Origin of the sequence: Yersinia frederiksenii ATCC 33641 (genome assembly GCF_000754805.1) — a bacterium.
Lineage (GTDB): Bacteria > Pseudomonadota > Gammaproteobacteria > Enterobacterales > Enterobacteriaceae > Yersinia > Yersinia frederiksenii.
The window spans coordinates 4,322,278-4,337,211 of the sequence record NZ_KN150731.1 but is presented as its reverse complement, the minus strand read 5'-3'; the positions used below and the strand labels follow the sequence as shown (position 1 = coordinate 4,337,211).

Below are 14,934 nucleotides of genomic sequence, written 5' to 3'. Positions count from 1 at the left end.
TTATCCTTGGTCTGAATAAAAAGTGAAATAGTGTTGCCCGGTCAGATAATCATTAGGAAACTCAGCCAGATAAACCCTTATTTGAGCAATAGGTACGCTTAATGGCACTTCCCCTAGGCGATATTGTTCAATCAGTTGTGCCAAGGCCTGGCGCTGTTCAGAGGCGAGGTAAGGCCGGAAATAACCCTGCACATGCATCAATACATTGGTGTGGTTAGCGGCTGTAGGTTGATGAGATAACAAATGTGCCAGACGTTGGCGATATTCAGTCACAAACTCGGTTAATGAAGGCCATTTATCCATCTCAGCCACCAAAGGGCCAATCTCACGATATTCAGGCTGTGAATGCGCCAAGAGCACGAGTTTATAGCGACTATGGAACTCCATCAACTTGCCACGGGTTAGGCCGCTGGCAATTAATTGATCAAGTTCGTGTAAAGCATAGCGACTCTCAGCACTGTTGACTTGCTTATTTGTTATCGACATGAGCCGGCCCCAAATGTAAAAACCATGGGGTTAATCATAACAACCTTATTGCTGCGAGGCGCAATAGATACCAATAAAAATGCCGTTCAGTTCAATTATCTGGACGGCATTTTTATCTCAATATCTGAGGTTAAATAAAGAATAATATCTTACGCAGCGAGAACATTACCCCATGCAGCAGTGATATTATTACGCAAGTTAGTATCTATCTGATGCATAAAGTCAGTACCACTCTCAGTGATATCATGCTGGCTCATCATATCCACCAGGCTGTCCAGAGCTTCGTCTTTCCGCGTGACCTTCGACGTTAAACCCTCGATACTCACAACTATATTTGCCCGCTCGCCCGCAAAATAATTTGAGAAAGTCACTGAGCCAATACTCTCAAATTCACTCTGTTCAGTCGTTATTCCGATCCGGCGATCAACCAGCACAATAAGGTCATTGCCATGGCGCTGGAACCAGATATTTTGCCAATTAATATCTTTAAATAAAATATCATCACCACCACCACTAAATAGGTTTTTGTAGCCCCCTAACTCAATGGTGTCATTACCTACCCCAGCCTCTATTTTGCTAAATTTGGGGTCGTGACGCAGACTTAGTGTTGATGTATTCTTTGCCTTTTGTATTTCAGATGATAACAGTATTGTGGAGTTTTTTTTGTTATCCACTCTATTGCCTTATTGTGTTATTTTTTTACATCAACTTCCTCGACGATATTACTGTTTGAATCTGGTACCGACGGTAATAATCCTGAATCAAGAAGCCTTTTTATTTCTTGCTCCATTCTGGGATCTTCCAACATATTTTCAACCATAGAGACCATGTACATGAATCCTGATGCTGGCATATGAATAACTTGCTTTAGCTCAAGCTCTTCGTCACTCGTGGCAGTAATACCTTTTGCCATTTTATGTTGATCTTGGCTGACAAAGTAAAGGGAGAAAACACCTTTATTATAATTAACCAATGATGTTGTTTGTACGTACCTTTCCATAGAACCTCTCAGTTATTGCTATATTAATCGTTAGCCGTTGTTGGAGGAAAAAAAGTAGCACAGGCTACATTCTGATTTAATAGATTAAAAATAAATTTTAATGTTATTAATAATAAAGATGATAATTATTTGTATTGCATAGCAATACTTAATGCTATAAATAATTACGGCAGATATAGTATAAATACCACAAATAAAAAGGCCCACAATATTCACACTGTGGGCCTTTTCATTGTCTATCTTTTTAATAAAATTACTGCCTAAAAATAATCAATAGAAATCTTGCGGTGCCATTTCAGATTGTGCCAGCCAGACCGGTTTATCACTGGTTTTTAGCCAGACACGGTGCAGATAGCTATAAAAACGGGCGCGATCTTTGCGGAAAAGCATGATCGGCAGCGCCAAAAATCCGGCCAGGATCACTGCGCTACGGCGCAAGATAACCTGATGTAATGGATATGCATTGTACATAGTCATAATAACCCTCCTTTAAAACGCCTCCGCGTAACGGCTGACCCAGATAATCAGTGAGCCGACTCACCGCTTGGCGTTGAAAGTAAAATAAACAAAATTGGAAACTGGACAAAATTTTACCGTATTGATTGAAACTTTACCACTCATCCGACCACTATAAGGCACGAAATGCAGAAAAAAACTGTCAAATCTGTAATTTTGTTACAACAAGGTTAATTTACATCTAATTTTTGTTGCACCACGGTTGCGTGCTATTTGTGAATTAGAAAACTGGATGTATTCAGCATTAAAGAAAGCGAATTTTGCCAGCTCCCGATGATCATACACACCGCCAGTGACTAATTTACACACATTATCAGATCATTTTTTGACCATTTTTATACTTTTTTTACACCCCAACCCGCTTTTTTATCAAGAACTTTTCTTACGACTTCCTAAGCTGTTGTTAACAAAAATTGGATTAATAAAACGCGGCTTTCAAAAACCGGGTTATCAAAAATAAGACCTGTGGAGGTGTATCGTGAGTATCAGCATCATTGGTGGTGCGCTGCTGGTTCTGCTGCTTCTGGGCTATCTGGTTTATGCCTTGTTTAATGCGGAGGACTTTTAAATGGCAGCGTCAGGATTTCTGCTTATCGCCAGCTTCATGCTGGTGTTGTTGGTGCTGTCCCGCCCGTTAGGGAGCTTTTTAGCGCGCCTTATTGAAGGTGAGCCCTTCACTCCACTGCAAAAAATTGAAGCCGGTTTATGGCGCTGCAGCGGTGTGAAAAATGAAGAAATGACAGGCTGGCAATATGCCCTTGCCATTCTGTGCTTTAACTTACTGGGGGCCGGACTGCTGTTCGTGCTCCTCATGGCGCAAGGTTCATTGCCATTGAACCCGGAAAAGATGCCGGGTATGTCATGGCATCTGGCACTGAATACTGCCGTCAGTTTTGTCACCAACACCAACTGGCAGGCCTATAGCGGCGAGAACACCCTCAGTTATCTGAGCCAAATGGCCGGTTTGACAGTACAAAACTTCCTCTCTGCCGCGACCGGTATCGCCGTCGCCTTTGCGCTAATCCGTGCTTTTTCCCGTCATTCGGCCACCACTCTGGGCAATGCCTGGGTTGATTTGGTACGCATCACTTTATATGTCTTAGTGCCGATCGCACTGCTTATCGCCCTGGTTTTTGTTAGTCAGGGGGTGCTACAGAATCTGGACGGCTACCTGCATATCACCACATTAGAGGGAGTAAAACAGACCTTACCCATGGGGCCAGTAGCTTCGCAGGAAGCCATCAAAATGCTGGGAACAAACGGCGGCGGCTTCTTTGGTGCCAACTCCGCCCACCCTTTTGAAAACCCGACAGCATTTAGCAACTTTGTGCAAATGCTGGCTATTTTCCTGATCCCCTGCGCCCTGTGTTTTGCGTTTGGTCAGGTGGTGGGCGATAACCGCCAAGGTCACGTGCTTATCTGGGCAATGTCACTGATTTTTGTGGTGGCCGTGGTGGTGGTGATGTACGCCGAACTGGCCGGTAATCCGCATTTAACCCAGTTAGGTGCCGACAGCACTATCAATATGGAAGGTAAAGAGTCCCGTTTCGGCATTCTGGCCTCCAGCATGTATGCCGTGGTCACCACAGCAGCCTCTTGTGGGGCAGTTAATGCCATGCACGACTCCTTCACGGCCCTGGGCGGCATGGTACCCATGTGGCTGATGCAGATGGGTGAAGTGGTGTTTGGCGGTGTCGGCTCCGGTCTGTACGGCATGCTGCTATTTGTGCTGCTGACGGTGTTTATTGCCGGGCTGATGATTGGCCGTACCCCAGAATATCTGGGTAAAAAAATCGACGTTTTTGATATGAAAATGACCGCGTTAGCCATTCTGGTGACACCGACCATCGTGCTGCTAGGTACCGCACTGGCGCTGTGTACTGATGTTGGCCGCGCAGGAATACTAAACCCCGGCGCGCATGGTTTTAGCGAAGTGCTCTACGCCCTGTCTTCGGCGGCCAATAATAACGGTAGTGCCTTTGCTGGTCTAAGTGTCAATACGCCGTTTTATAACCTGTTGCTGGCTGCGGCGATGTTCTTGGGCCGATTCGGGGTCATTCTGCCGGTGCTGGCTATTGCCAGTTCGTTGGTGGCGAAGAAACGGCAACCGGCGGGTAACGGTACATTGCCAACCTCCGGCCCGCTGTTTATCGGCTTGCTGGTGGGCACGGTGTTGTTAGTCGGCGCATTGACCTTTATCCCTGCACTGGCCTTAGGCCCGGTCGCTGAACATCTGCAAATTTGGTTAACACGCTGAGAGAATAATGATGACTCGCAAACAACGCGCAATTTTTGAACCCGCACTGGTTCGTACTGCACTGCTTGATGCAGTCAAAAAACTGGACCCGCGCGTCCAGTGGCGTAATCCAGTGATGTTCGTGGTGTATCTGGGCAGTTGGCTGACCACCCTGATTTGGCTGGCTATTTTAAGCGGGCAAACCACCGGTAGTGCCCTGTTTACTGGCAATATTGCCCTGTGGCTATGGTTTACCGTGCTGTTTGCCAACTTTGCTGAAGCACTGGCCGAAGGGCGCAGCAAAGCGCAAGCTGAAAGTCTGCGTGGGGTGAAAAAAACCAGTTGGGCCAAAAAACTGTCAGAAGCCCGCTTTGATGCACCACAGGAGAAAGTCTCGGCCGATAGCCTGCGCAAAGGTGATGTGGTGCTGATTGAAGCCGGTGATACCGTCCCTTGCGATGGTGAAGTGCTGGAGGGCGGCGCATCAGTGGATGAAAGCGCCATTACCGGTGAATCAGCACCGGTTATCCGCGAATCGGGTGGTGATTTCTCCTCCGTGACTGGCGGTACTCGCGTGCTGTCAGACTGGCTGGTAGTTGAGTGCAGTGTTAACCCCGGAGAAACATTCCTCGACAGAATGATTGCCATGGTTGAAGGAGCCAAACGACGTAAAACCCCCAATGAAGTGGCACTGACCATTTTGCTGGTGGCATTAACCATCGTCTTTTTACTGGCAACCGCCACCCTGTATCCATTTTCGGTTTTCAGTGTTGAGGCCAACCACGCAGGCTCTCCGGTCACCATCACCGTGTTGGTTGCGCTACTGGTTTGCCTGATCCCCACCACGATTGGCGGCTTGTTATCCGCCATTGGTGTCGCCGGAATGAGCCGGATGTTGGGGGCCAACGTGATAGCCACCAGCGGGCGGGCAGTAGAAGCCGCCGGTGACGTCGATGTGTTGCTGTTGGATAAAACCGGCACCATCACATTAGGTAACCGCCAGGCATCCGAGTTCCTACCCGCCCCCGGTGTTACCGAGCAACAACTGGCAGATGCCGCGCAACTCTCTTCGCTAGCCGACGAAACCCCCGAAGGCCGCAGCATTGTCGTTTTAGCTAAACAGCGGTTCAACTTGCGTGAGCGCGACTTACACAGCCTAAATGCCACTTTTGTGCCCTTCTCGGCTCAAACGCGTATGAGTGGTGTCAATGTGCAGGACCGGATGATCCGCAAAGGGGCAGTCGATGCCATCCGCCGTCATGTGGAATCCAACCAAGGCCACTTCCCACGTGCTGTCGACGATGCAGTGGAAAGTGTGGCGCGCACCGGTGGCACACCCTTAGTGGTGGCTGATGGGCCACGGGTGCTGGGTGTCGTGGCACTGAAAGATATTGTGAAAGGCGGCATTAAAGAACGTTTTGCCGAACTACGCAAAATGGGTATTAAAACCGTGATGATCACCGGTGATAACCGCCTGACTGCGGCGGCTATTGCGGCTGAAGCTGGGGTCGATGATTTTCTGGCGGAGGCCACGCCGGAAGCTAAATTAGCACTGATTCGCCAGTATCAGGCGGAAGGCCGGTTAGTGGCAATGACCGGTGACGGCACCAACGATGCGCCCGCACTGGCACAGGCTGACGTAGCAGTCGCCATGAACTCGGGGACTCAGGCGGCCAAAGAAGCGGGCAACATGGTGGATTTAGACTCAAACCCGACCAAGCTGATTGAAGTGGTGCATATCGGTAAGCAAATGCTGATGACCCGTGGCTCGCTGACCACTTTCAGTATCGCCAATGACGTCGCGAAATATTTCGCCATTATTCCCGCCGCCTTTGCGGCGACTTACCCGCAGCTTAATGCCCTGAATGTAATGCAGTTACACTCACCGGCTTCTGCCATTCTGTCGGCGGTTATTTTCAACGCGCTGGTGATTGTGTTTCTAATCCCATTGGCCTTAAAAGGAGTCAGTTACAAGGCGATGAGTGCCGCCGCCCTGCTGCGCCGTAATTTATGGATTTATGGTTTGGGCGGGTTACTGGTGCCATTTGTTGGTATCAAACTTATCGATCTGGTGCTAACCGCCCTGATGATGAGCTAACAACAAGATAAACACGATTAAGAGGCAATCAATATGTCATCAACCAACATGCCATCCATCAACAAGATTTCAAACTTTCGGCCCGCATTGGTTTTACTGATATTACTGACACTGATCACTGGGATAGCTTATCCTCTGCTGACCACCGGGCTGGCGAAATTGCTGTTTGCCCAGCAAGCTAATGGCTCATTGGTCATGTTAGGTGATGAAGTGGTCGGCTCTACCTTGCTGGGCCAGAACTTTACCCAACCGGGTTATTTTAGCGGTCGCCCATCAGTCACGGCAGATATGCCTTATAATCCAATGGCCTCGGGTGGCAGTAATCTGGCGATCAGTAACCCGGCTCTGGATCAAGCTATCAGTGAGCGCGTTAAATTACAGCATTTGGCCAACCCAACACAATCCGGCCCAGTGCCGGTGGACTTGGTCACTGCCTCAGGCAGTGGTCTGGACCCTAGCATTTCACTAGAGGCGGCTTACTATCAGGCACCACGAATCGCCAGCATCCGCCAGATGCCGTTGTCTGAAGTCAAACAGCTTATTGATGAGAATGTACAAAAATCGGTACCCAATTTCTTCGGTGAATCCGTGGTTAACGTACTGACGCTGAATATGGCGCTGGATGCTCAAAGTCACGTGACAGTACCGGCGACCCCGGTAAAACCTTAAGGACAGATAATGGTGGATGCAGAACCAACCCGCCCCAACCCCGATAGCCTGCTGGCAGCGGTTAATGAAAAAACCCGTGGCCGGCTGAAAATTTTCTTTGGGGCTTGCGCCGGAGTGGGTAAAACCTACGCCATGTTGCAAGAGGCTCAGCGCTTACGGAGTCAGGGGCTGGATGTGCTGGTCGGCGTCGTGGAGACCCATGGCCGCAGCGAAACCGCCGCATTGCTGGAAGGGTTGGCAGTCCTGCCACAAAAACGCATCCATCACCGCAGCCGTCAAGTCCGTGAATTTGATTTAGATGCCGCACTGGCCCGCCACCCGGCGCTTATCCTGATGGATGAGTTGGCACACAGTAATGCCCAGGGCTCCCGTCACCCTAAACGCTGGCAAGATGTCGAGGAACTGCTGAACGCCGGTATTGATGTGCTGACCACCGTGAATGTGCAACATTTGGAAAGTCTGAATGATGTGGTTGGCGGCGTCACCGGAATTCGGGTGCGGGAAACCGTTCCTGACCATATGTTCGATGAAGCCACCGAAGTAGTGCTGGTTGACCTGCCGCCGGATGACCTGCGCCAGCGCCTGAATGAAGGCAAAGTGTATATTTCCGGTCAGGCCGAACGGGCCATCGAGCATTTTTTCCGTAAAGGTAATTTAATCGCCCTGCGTGAGCTGGCTCTGCGCCGCACCGCCGACCGTGTTGATGACCAGATGCGCGCCTTTCGAGATACTCAGGGGCGAGAGCGAGTTTGGCATACCCGCGATGCCATCCTTTTATGCATTGGTCATAACAGCGGTAATGAAAAATTGGTACGGACCGCCGCCCGGCTCGCTGCTCGTCTGGGTTGTATCTGGCATGCGGTTTATGTTGAAACCCCACGTCTGCATGCACTGCCGGAAGCCAAGCGCCGCGCCATCTTGCGGACACTTAAATTGGCGCAAGAGTTGGGGGCGGAAACCGCCACACTGTCAGAACCCAGGGAAGAACAGGCGGTATTGCGCTACGCCCGTGAACATAATCTGGGGAAAATCATCATTGGCCGCCGGGTAGAAAAACCCTGGAAATTGCGCGGCAGTTTTGCTGACCGCCTCGGTAAACTGGGGCCGGACCTGGATTTAGTGATTATCTCACTGGAGGGGGATAACCTCGGCAGTGTTACCAAAGAAACGGACTCGCGCACTTTTACTGAAAAGTGGCGTATGCAGTTGCGCGGCTGTATAGCCGCCATCGGCTTATGTGCGCTAATCACATTACTATCACAGTGGTTAATACCCGGCTTCGATCAGGCAAACTTGGTCATGGTCTACTTGCTGGGCGTGGTTATCATCGCGCTGTTTTATGGCCGCTGGCCTTCTGTATTAGCGGCAGTGATTAATGTCGCCAGCTTTGACCTGTTCTTTGTCCAACCCCACTGGTCACTGGCAGTTACCGATGTGCAGTATCTGCTGACGTTTGGTGTGATGCTGATTGTCGGTATCGTGGTGGGGAATTTAACCGCCGGTGTGCGCTATCAGGCCAGAATTGCTCGCTATCGTGAGCAACGCGCCCGGCACCTGTATGAAATGTCGCGCGGATTAAGCCGTGCCCTCACCCCTGTTGATATTGCCAAAACTAGCCGCCACTTTCTTTCCAGCAGTTTTCAAGCCAAAACAGACTTGTTGTTGCCACAGGAAGATGGCCGTTTACAACAAGTCGCTACTGATGAAAGGGGCAGCCTTTCTGTCGATGAAGCCATCGCCCGCTGGAGTTTTGACAAAGGAGCACCTGCGGGTGCCGGGACGGATACTTTACCGGGAGTGCCTTATCAATTACTGCCACTAACCGCATCCAAACAGACTTTTGGCGTATTAGCCATTGAACCGGCAAACCTGCGCCAATTAATGGTGCCGGAACAGCAACGCTTACTGCAAACCTTTACCAGCTTGATTGCCAATGCGCTGGAAAGACTGCATCTGGCCCGCAGTGCTGAGCTGGCAAAATTGGATGCTGAGCGGGAGCAGTTACGTAACTCACTGCTGGCAGCACTTTCCCATGACTTACGAACTCCGCTAACCGTATTATTCGGTCAAGCCGAAATATTAACGCTGGATTTGGCCGCCGAAGGTTCGCGGCATGCCCCGCAAGCGAGTGAGATCCGCCAGCAAGTGTTGAGTACCACTCGGCTGGTCAATAATTTATTGGATATGGCGCGCATTCAATCTGGCGGTTTTAACCTGCGCAAAGAGTGGCAATCACTCGAAGAGATTGTCGGTAGCGCATTACATATGCTGGAAACTGCCCTCAATCACCACCACATTAATGTCGAACTGCCCGATGAATTGGTGCTAATCAACTGCGATGGCAGCTTGTTAGAACGCGTGTTTATCAATCTGCTGGAAAATGCCCATAAATACGCGGGCTTTGATGCTTTGCTGGGGATTAGAGCGGTAGTGCAAGGTGAATGGTTGCAGGTGGAAGTCTGGGATAATGGCCCTGGAGTGACTCCTGGGCAGGAACAGCTGATTTTTGATAAATTTTCCCGTGGTAACAAAGAGTCAGCTATTCCAGGTGTGGGCTTGGGTTTAGCCATTTGTCGTGCCATTATTGATGTACATGGCGGCCGTATCTGGGTTGAACCCAATCAAGCTGGCGGTGCCAGTTTCCACTTTATTTTGCCACTGGAAAAAGCACCGGAAATTGAAAGTGAGAATAGTGATACTGAGGAGATTTGATCATATCCCCGACTAACATCCTGATTGTTGAAGATGAAAAAGAGATCCGGCGCTTTGTTCGTATTGCGCTGGAGAGTGAGGGTTGGCGGGTATTTGAGAGTGATACTCTACAGCGGGGTTTGATTGAAGCCGGTACCCGCAAACCGGATCTGATTATTTTAGATTTGGGCCTGCCGGATGGTGATGGCCTCAGTTATATCCAAGATCTACGCCAGTGGAGTGCGATTCCCATTATCGTGTTATCAGCACGTAATAGTGAAGAGGATAAAGTTGCGGCACTGGATGCCGGAGCTGATGATTACTTGAGTAAACCCTTTGGGATCAGTGAATTACTGGCTCGGGTACGGGTGGCTTTGCGTCGCCATAGCGGCGGTAGTCAGGAAAGCCCACTGGTCAATTTTGCCGATATCAGTGTCGATTTGATTAACCGTCAAGTCACCCGAGCCGGTGAAAACCTGCACCTGACGCCAATAGAATTTCGTTTGCTGTCGGCACTATTGGCTAATGCTGGCAAGGTGATAACCCAACGCCAATTACTTAACCAAGTATGGGGGCCTAATTATGTTGAGCACAGCCACTATTTGCGCATTTATATGGGGCATTTACGTCAGAAATTAGAAATAGACCCGACGCGCCCTAAACATTTGTTAACTGAAACCGGTGTTGGCTATCGCTTTATTCCATAACGATTTATCCACCCTGATGCTTTAGATCAAGACTAGAAAAAACCAGTTTGGCAGAGTAGCATTACATTTTTAATGATAATAGGTCTTATTTATTATGAGCACCTGGTTAATATACGCGCTGCTTTCGGCTCTCACTGCGTCATTGGTCGCTATCTTCGGTAAAATCGGTTTACAACATTTAGATGCCAATACTGCAACTGCGGTACGCGCGGTGGTAATGGCGCTATTTTTAGTTGGCGTCGTGGTGGTTCAAGGGAAGTTTAATTTAGTCGGTGCGGTATTGGCAGATAAAAAAGCGTTGCTGTTTATCATCCTCAGCGGTGTGGCAGGTGCCCTATCTTGGCTATTTTACTTTATGGCGATTAAAAACGGCAATGTCTCGCAAGTGGCTCCCATTGATAAACTCAGCGTCGTTTTTGCTGTTATTCTCGCCTTTGTTCTGTTTGGCGAAAAAATATCGCTGATTGCCGGATTGGGAGTGGCGTTAATTACTGCGGGTGCGTTGATGGTGGCTTTAGGTTAATTGCCATGACCATCTATTAAGTCAAAGAGACCGTCATTAAGTCAAAGAGGTAGCCAATCGGCTACCTCTTTGCTGTGAGTCAGGCGTTATGCAAATTACTTCGCGCCCGCCAAAACTTCGCTAACAATCTCTACCGCTTCTTGCTCTATCTTTTCGCGGTGTTCAGCGCCAAGGAAACTTTCACAGTAAATTTTATAAGCATCTTCAGTACCTGATGGCCGGGCAGCAAACCAACCATTGTCGGTCATCACTTTCAGGCCACCAATAGACGCGCCATTACCCGGTGCAGTGGTCAAACGGGCAGTGATAGGGTCGCCTGCTAGTGTGCTCGCTTTCACCATTTCAGGCGAGAGCTTAGACAGAGCATTCTTTTGCGCCTGAGTTGCCGGAGCCTGAATGCGGTTATAACTTGGAGCACCAAAGCGCTTAGCCAGATCATCATAGTGATGCTGTGGATTTTTGCCGGTAACAGCCGTGATCTCAGCCGCTAACAAACACATGATAATGCCGTCTTTATCCGTCGACCAAGGTTTGCCATTAAAACTCAGGAAAGATGCCCCAGCACTCTCTTCACCACCAAAACCAAAGCTGCCGTCGTGTAATCCGTCGACAAACCATTTGAACCCAACCGGAACTTCCACCAGTTTACGGCCCAAATCGGCCACCACTCTATCAATCATCGCACTGGATACCAGTGTTTTACCGACCGCCACATCAGCACCCCATTGTGGACGATGCTGGAACAAGTAATTGATTGATACTGCTAAATAATGATTCGGATTCATTAACCCGGTAGGAGTTACAATGCCGTGACGATCATAATCCGGGTCGTTAGCAAACGCTAAATCAAACTTATCGCGCAAAGCCAATAAACCCGCCATGGCAGATTCTGACGAACAATCCATGCGGATCACACCATCATGATCCAGATGCATAAAGCGGAAAGTTTGATCGATGGAATCATTAACCAGCGTCAAATCCAACTTATAGTACTCGCCAATACGTTGCCAATAGGCAATACCCGAACCGCCGAGTGGGTCAACGCCTAACTTAAGGCCTGCTTTTTGAATGGCGGGGATATCCACCACCTCAACCAAACCTTCAACATACGGCTGAATCAAATCCTGCTCACGCAGATGATTGCCTTTCCAGGCTTTATCGAGTGTCTGACGTTTAACTCCGTCCAATTTCAAGCTGAGTAACTGGTTAGCTCGCTTTTCAATTACCGAGGTCAGATTGGTGTCTGCTGGACCACCATTGGGCGGGTTATACTTGATGCCGCCATCTTCAGGTGGATTATGTGATGGCGTAATCACAATGCCATCAGCCAGATCTTTACCTTTGCTGTTATAGCAAAGAATGGCATGGGAAATAGCGGGAGTGGGGGTGAAACCATTGTCTTGCTGCACCACAACATCTACACCATTCGCCGTCAACACTTCCAATACCGAAATAAAAGCCGGTTCAGACAATGCATGGGTATCTTTACCCACATAACATGGGCCAGTGATACCGTGCTGGTGACGAACTTCAGCAATCGCCTGAGCAATAGCCAAAATATGAGCCTCATTAAAACTGTGGCGCGCCGCACTGCCGCGGTGGCCAGAAGTACCAAACTTAACCGCATGGGCTGGATTTTCAGCCTCAGGTTGCAATACATAATATTGCGATGTGAGTTGAGCAACATTAATCAAATCGCTTTGCTGAGCAGCCTGCCCGGCACGAGGGTGATTAGCCACAGTCACGACTCCCTATAAGCTTGCACTTTTACCCCTGATGGCACACTAAAAGACAACAGCGGTAAAAGAGGATGGTTAAATGAAATCAGATAGTCCCGCAGACTTTCTCAGTCAACTCCGGCGGGAACTGCATTGTCAGCATGATATGTTGCACCATGCTGCGTTTACGCTCGGTATTGGTATTGGTAATGACCCAGTATGGCGTACCAGGGACATGTTTGGGCTTGGTGTGCGTCCCGTTTTGCAATAATGTCTGCTGATCACCGGCAAAATAAACCCGGGTACGGCCATGTAATGATTCTGTCGCCTCAGTAAATGCCTGTGCATCCAAGGTATATAGTGTTGATAGCACCAACATAAAGCGGTTAACTGCCCTATTTTGCTCCGCATACTCATCAGATAGCAGCAATTCACGCACTGCACGAACCCGGTCTCGTGGCGCTGGCGCGACCACCGTTTTGGCTGCATCATTACTATTAGCAGGCAAATTGGGTACCGGTTGACCAGCGGTAAACTTCAGCATGCGCCGCAAAATATCAGACGCGCTCTCGCCAATGTGTTGCGTATGGCTGGCAATATAGCGATAAAGTTCTTCGTCGAGTTCAATAGTTTTCATCTTTATCCAGTACGGTTTTCTACTTTCTTATGCATATCTTAGGATTATAAAGTCAAAGCGCGCTAACGAGTACCTTTATCATGGCTTTACCCGGATAAATCCGCTCTGCGCATCAGTAACAACTCAATCACCCACATATACCTGATAAGGCAAATAATCATGGAGCAGCACACCTTTACCCAGTCATGATACCCTAACCACAATATCTCTCAGTATGAACTTCACCATGAAATTAAACTTCCGCTTACAAAACGCACTTTCTCCCACACCAGCCCAGCCCATTATTTTAATTCATGGCCTATTTGGTAACCTTGATAATCTTGGTGTGCTCGCTCGTGATTTGCACCAAGACCATGATGTGATTCAGGTAGACCTGCGCGACCACGGATTATCTCCGCGTTCGCCGCAGGTGAGTTACCCGGATATGGCACAAGACGTGCTGGAATTAATGGACCAGCTCGCCATAGAGAAAGCGATTATCATTGGGCATTCTATGGGCGGTAAAGTCGCGATGGCAATGACAGCCATTGCACCAGACCGCATTGAAAAGCTGGTTGCCATTGATATCGCCCCAGTTAATTATCAGGTACGTCGTCATGATCAGATTTTCGCGGCGATCAATGCAGTCAGTGCTGCGGGAGTGACTCAGCGCCAGCAAGCAGCCCAACTGATGCGTGAATTAATAAAAGAAGAAGGTGTTATTCAGTTCTTATTAAAATCATTCCACAATGGTGAATGGCGCTTTGATGTGCCAGCACTGTGGAATCAGTACGAAAATATTGTTGGCTGGCAACCCATTCCCCCCTGGCCACACCCTATTTTATTTATTCGTGGTGAACTATCGCCCTATATCCAAGACAGCTATCGCGATGAGATTGCTCGCCAGTTTCCGCAAGCCCGTGCCCATGTCGTTGCCGGAACCGGTCATTGGGTGCACGCAGAAAAACCAGATTCAGTATTGCGTGCGATTCACCGCTTTATTGATCCCGAATAAAGTTGGCGGCCAGCAGGATTGTTTAAAAATCACTCCCTGGGGAAAAGAAATGTATTACCTGTGGAAAAATTGTGCAAAAAAGAACAAATTAGCCCAATCTATTCACAGTAAAGCATTGTCGTTGCTCGGTTGGCTGGGGTATTATGGCGCGCTATAAATTTGCCTCGCGCTTTGGTGGCAAATGCAAATTCAAGCTGTAGGATAATAGGTTACTCAATGCATTCTATCTATGTTCTCAACTTGAAACGTGTAAACCAAATCATCAAGCTTTTTGATGTAAATCCCTTGTAGTACCGCTACCTATGGCAAAAGAACAAACGGATCGCACGACGCTGGATCTGTTCGCAGATGAACGCCGTCCGGGGCGACCGAAAACAAACCCATTATCCCGTGATGAACAGCTTAGAATTAATAAGCGAAATCAACTGCGACGCGATAAAGTACGTGGCTTACGACGTGTGGAACTGAAGATTAATGCTGATGCCGTCGATGCTCTCAACAGCCTTGCAGAGCAGCGTAATATCAGCCGCAGTGAACTAATTGAACAAATGTTACTTGCTCAGTTAGAGCACTCACAAGACGGGTTTTAACCTTTTCGGTTACCACGACGGCGTGGCGTAATTCATTGCGCCACGCCGTTATTACTTTATGCCCTACTC

The 14,934-nt window shown here is 48.8% G+C and carries 15 protein-coding genes; 9 read left to right on the top strand and 6 right to left on the bottom strand.

What is annotated here, in order from left to right; all coding sequences use genetic code 11:
• The 4 genes from DJ58_RS02795 to DJ58_RS02810 all read right to left on the bottom strand — a co-directional run bounded on the left by DJ58_RS02795 (position 1) and on the right by DJ58_RS02810 (position 1,963).
• On the bottom strand, positions 1-486 hold the full coding sequence (locus tag DJ58_RS02795; protein WP_004712268.1) for a YbgA family protein: 486 nt from the start codon (positions 484-486) through the stop codon (positions 1-3).
• Positions 487-635: 149 nt separating this feature from the next.
• Positions 636-1,160: a hypothetical protein gene (locus DJ58_RS02800; RefSeq protein ID WP_004712266.1), complete on the bottom strand. Its 525-nt coding sequence runs from the start codon at positions 1,158-1,160 to the stop codon at positions 636-638.
• A gap of 17 nt (positions 1,161-1,177) precedes the next feature.
• The gene (locus tag DJ58_RS02805) at positions 1,178-1,486 is read right to left on the bottom strand and encodes a hypothetical protein (RefSeq protein WP_032911929.1); all 309 of its coding nucleotides are present in this window, start codon (positions 1,484-1,486) and stop codon (positions 1,178-1,180) included.
• Between the two features lie 270 nt (positions 1,487-1,756).
• A complete protein-coding gene (locus DJ58_RS02810; protein WP_032911928.1) occupies positions 1,757-1,963 on the bottom strand; it encodes a YbfA family protein in 207 nt (68 codons plus the stop codon).
• Positions 1,964-2,480: 517 nt separating this feature from the next.
• On the opposite strand from DJ58_RS02810, the gene DJ58_RS0122015 reads away from it, so the two are divergent.
• The 7 genes from DJ58_RS0122015 (at position 2,481) to DJ58_RS02840 (ending at position 10,926) form a co-directional block, all read left to right on the top strand.
• Entirely contained in the window at positions 2,481-2,570 is a 90-nt protein-coding gene (locus DJ58_RS0122015) for a K(+)-transporting ATPase subunit F (RefSeq protein WP_032911927.1), read from the top strand.
• Positions 2,571-4,259 carry a potassium-transporting ATPase subunit KdpA gene (gene kdpA, locus DJ58_RS02815; RefSeq protein ID WP_004712262.1) on the top strand — a complete coding sequence of 563 codons (1,689 nt, stop codon included), beginning with the start codon at positions 2,571-2,573 and terminating at the stop codon, positions 4,257-4,259. It abuts the gene before it with no gap.
• A 10-nt stretch (positions 4,260-4,269) separates the two neighbouring features.
• Complete coding sequence (gene kdpB / locus DJ58_RS02820; RefSeq protein ID WP_032911946.1) at positions 4,270-6,336, top strand: potassium-transporting ATPase subunit KdpB; 2,067 nt, start codon at positions 4,270-4,272, stop codon at positions 6,334-6,336.
• Between the two features lie 33 nt (positions 6,337-6,369).
• On the top strand, positions 6,370-7,005 hold the full coding sequence (kdpC, locus tag DJ58_RS02825) for a potassium-transporting ATPase subunit KdpC (protein ID WP_004712259.1): 636 nt from the start codon (positions 6,370-6,372) through the stop codon (positions 7,003-7,005).
• A gap of 9 nt (positions 7,006-7,014) precedes the next feature.
• On the top strand, positions 7,015-9,717 hold the full coding sequence (gene kdpD / locus DJ58_RS02830; RefSeq protein WP_032913274.1) for a two-component system sensor histidine kinase KdpD: 2,703 nt from the start codon (positions 7,015-7,017) through the stop codon (positions 9,715-9,717).
• On the top strand, positions 9,714-10,403 hold the full coding sequence (kdpE, locus tag DJ58_RS02835; protein WP_032912082.1) for a two-component system response regulator KdpE: 690 nt from the start codon (positions 9,714-9,716) through the stop codon (positions 10,401-10,403). Before kdpD ends, kdpE begins: the two co-directional genes overlap by 4 nt.
• Before the next feature lie 94 nt (positions 10,404-10,497).
• Positions 10,498-10,926 carry an EamA family transporter gene (locus tag DJ58_RS02840; protein ID WP_032912080.1) on the top strand — a complete coding sequence of 143 codons (429 nt, stop codon included), beginning with the start codon at positions 10,498-10,500 and terminating at the stop codon, positions 10,924-10,926.
• A gap of 95 nt (positions 10,927-11,021) precedes the next feature.
• On the opposite strand, the gene pgm is transcribed toward DJ58_RS02840, so the two are convergent.
• Together pgm and seqA are read right to left on the bottom strand one after the other, a co-directional pair.
• Positions 11,022-12,665: a phosphoglucomutase (alpha-D-glucose-1,6-bisphosphate-dependent) gene (gene pgm / locus DJ58_RS02845; RefSeq protein WP_032912078.1), complete on the bottom strand. Its 1,644-nt coding sequence runs from the start codon at positions 12,663-12,665 to the stop codon at positions 11,022-11,024.
• Between the two features lie 85 nt (positions 12,666-12,750).
• Entirely contained in the window at positions 12,751-13,281 is a 531-nt protein-coding gene (gene seqA, locus DJ58_RS02850; protein ID WP_004712474.1) for a replication initiation negative regulator SeqA, read from the bottom strand.
• Positions 13,282-13,507: 226 nt separating this feature from the next.
• Here seqA and ybfF point away from each other — a divergent pair, with 226 nt between their 5' ends.
• Positions 13,508-14,275, top strand: a complete 768-nt coding sequence (gene ybfF / locus DJ58_RS02855) for an esterase (protein WP_032912077.1) — start codon at positions 13,508-13,510, stop codon at positions 14,273-14,275.
• A gap of 302 nt (positions 14,276-14,577) precedes the next feature.
• On the top strand, positions 14,578-14,865 hold the full coding sequence (gene ybfE, locus DJ58_RS02860; RefSeq protein ID WP_004712472.1) for a LexA regulated protein: 288 nt from the start codon (positions 14,578-14,580) through the stop codon (positions 14,863-14,865).
• Positions 14,866-14,934: the final 69 nt, after the last annotated feature.

What these genes read in the sequence shown, in the direction of transcription:
- DJ58_RS02795 (WP_004712268.1), bottom strand. Translation starts at nt 486, where the DNA reads ATGTCGATAACAAATAAGCAAGTCAACAGTGCTGAGAGTCGCTATGCT.
- seqA (WP_004712474.1), bottom strand. Translation starts at nt 13,281, where the DNA reads ATGAAAACTATTGAACTCGACGAAGAACTTTATCGCTATATTGCCAGC.
- kdpA (WP_004712262.1), top strand. Translation starts at nt 2,571, where the DNA reads ATGGCAGCGTCAGGATTTCTGCTTATCGCCAGCTTCATGCTGGTGTTG.
- ybfF (WP_032912077.1), top strand. Translation starts at nt 13,508, where the DNA reads ATGAAATTAAACTTCCGCTTACAAAACGCACTTTCTCCCACACCAGCC.
- DJ58_RS02810 (WP_032911928.1), bottom strand. Translation starts at nt 1,963, where the DNA reads ATGACTATGTACAATGCATATCCATTACATCAGGTTATCTTGCGCCGT.
- ybfE (WP_004712472.1), top strand. Translation starts at nt 14,578, where the DNA reads ATGGCAAAAGAACAAACGGATCGCACGACGCTGGATCTGTTCGCAGAT.
- kdpB (WP_032911946.1), top strand. Translation starts at nt 4,270, where the DNA reads ATGACTCGCAAACAACGCGCAATTTTTGAACCCGCACTGGTTCGTACT.
- kdpC (WP_004712259.1), top strand. Translation starts at nt 6,370, where the DNA reads ATGTCATCAACCAACATGCCATCCATCAACAAGATTTCAAACTTTCGG.
- DJ58_RS02805 (WP_032911929.1), bottom strand. Translation starts at nt 1,486, where the DNA reads ATGGAAAGGTACGTACAAACAACATCATTGGTTAATTATAATAAAGGT.
- kdpD (WP_032913274.1), top strand. Translation starts at nt 7,015, where the DNA reads ATGGTGGATGCAGAACCAACCCGCCCCAACCCCGATAGCCTGCTGGCA.
- DJ58_RS02840 (WP_032912080.1), top strand. Translation starts at nt 10,498, where the DNA reads ATGAGCACCTGGTTAATATACGCGCTGCTTTCGGCTCTCACTGCGTCA.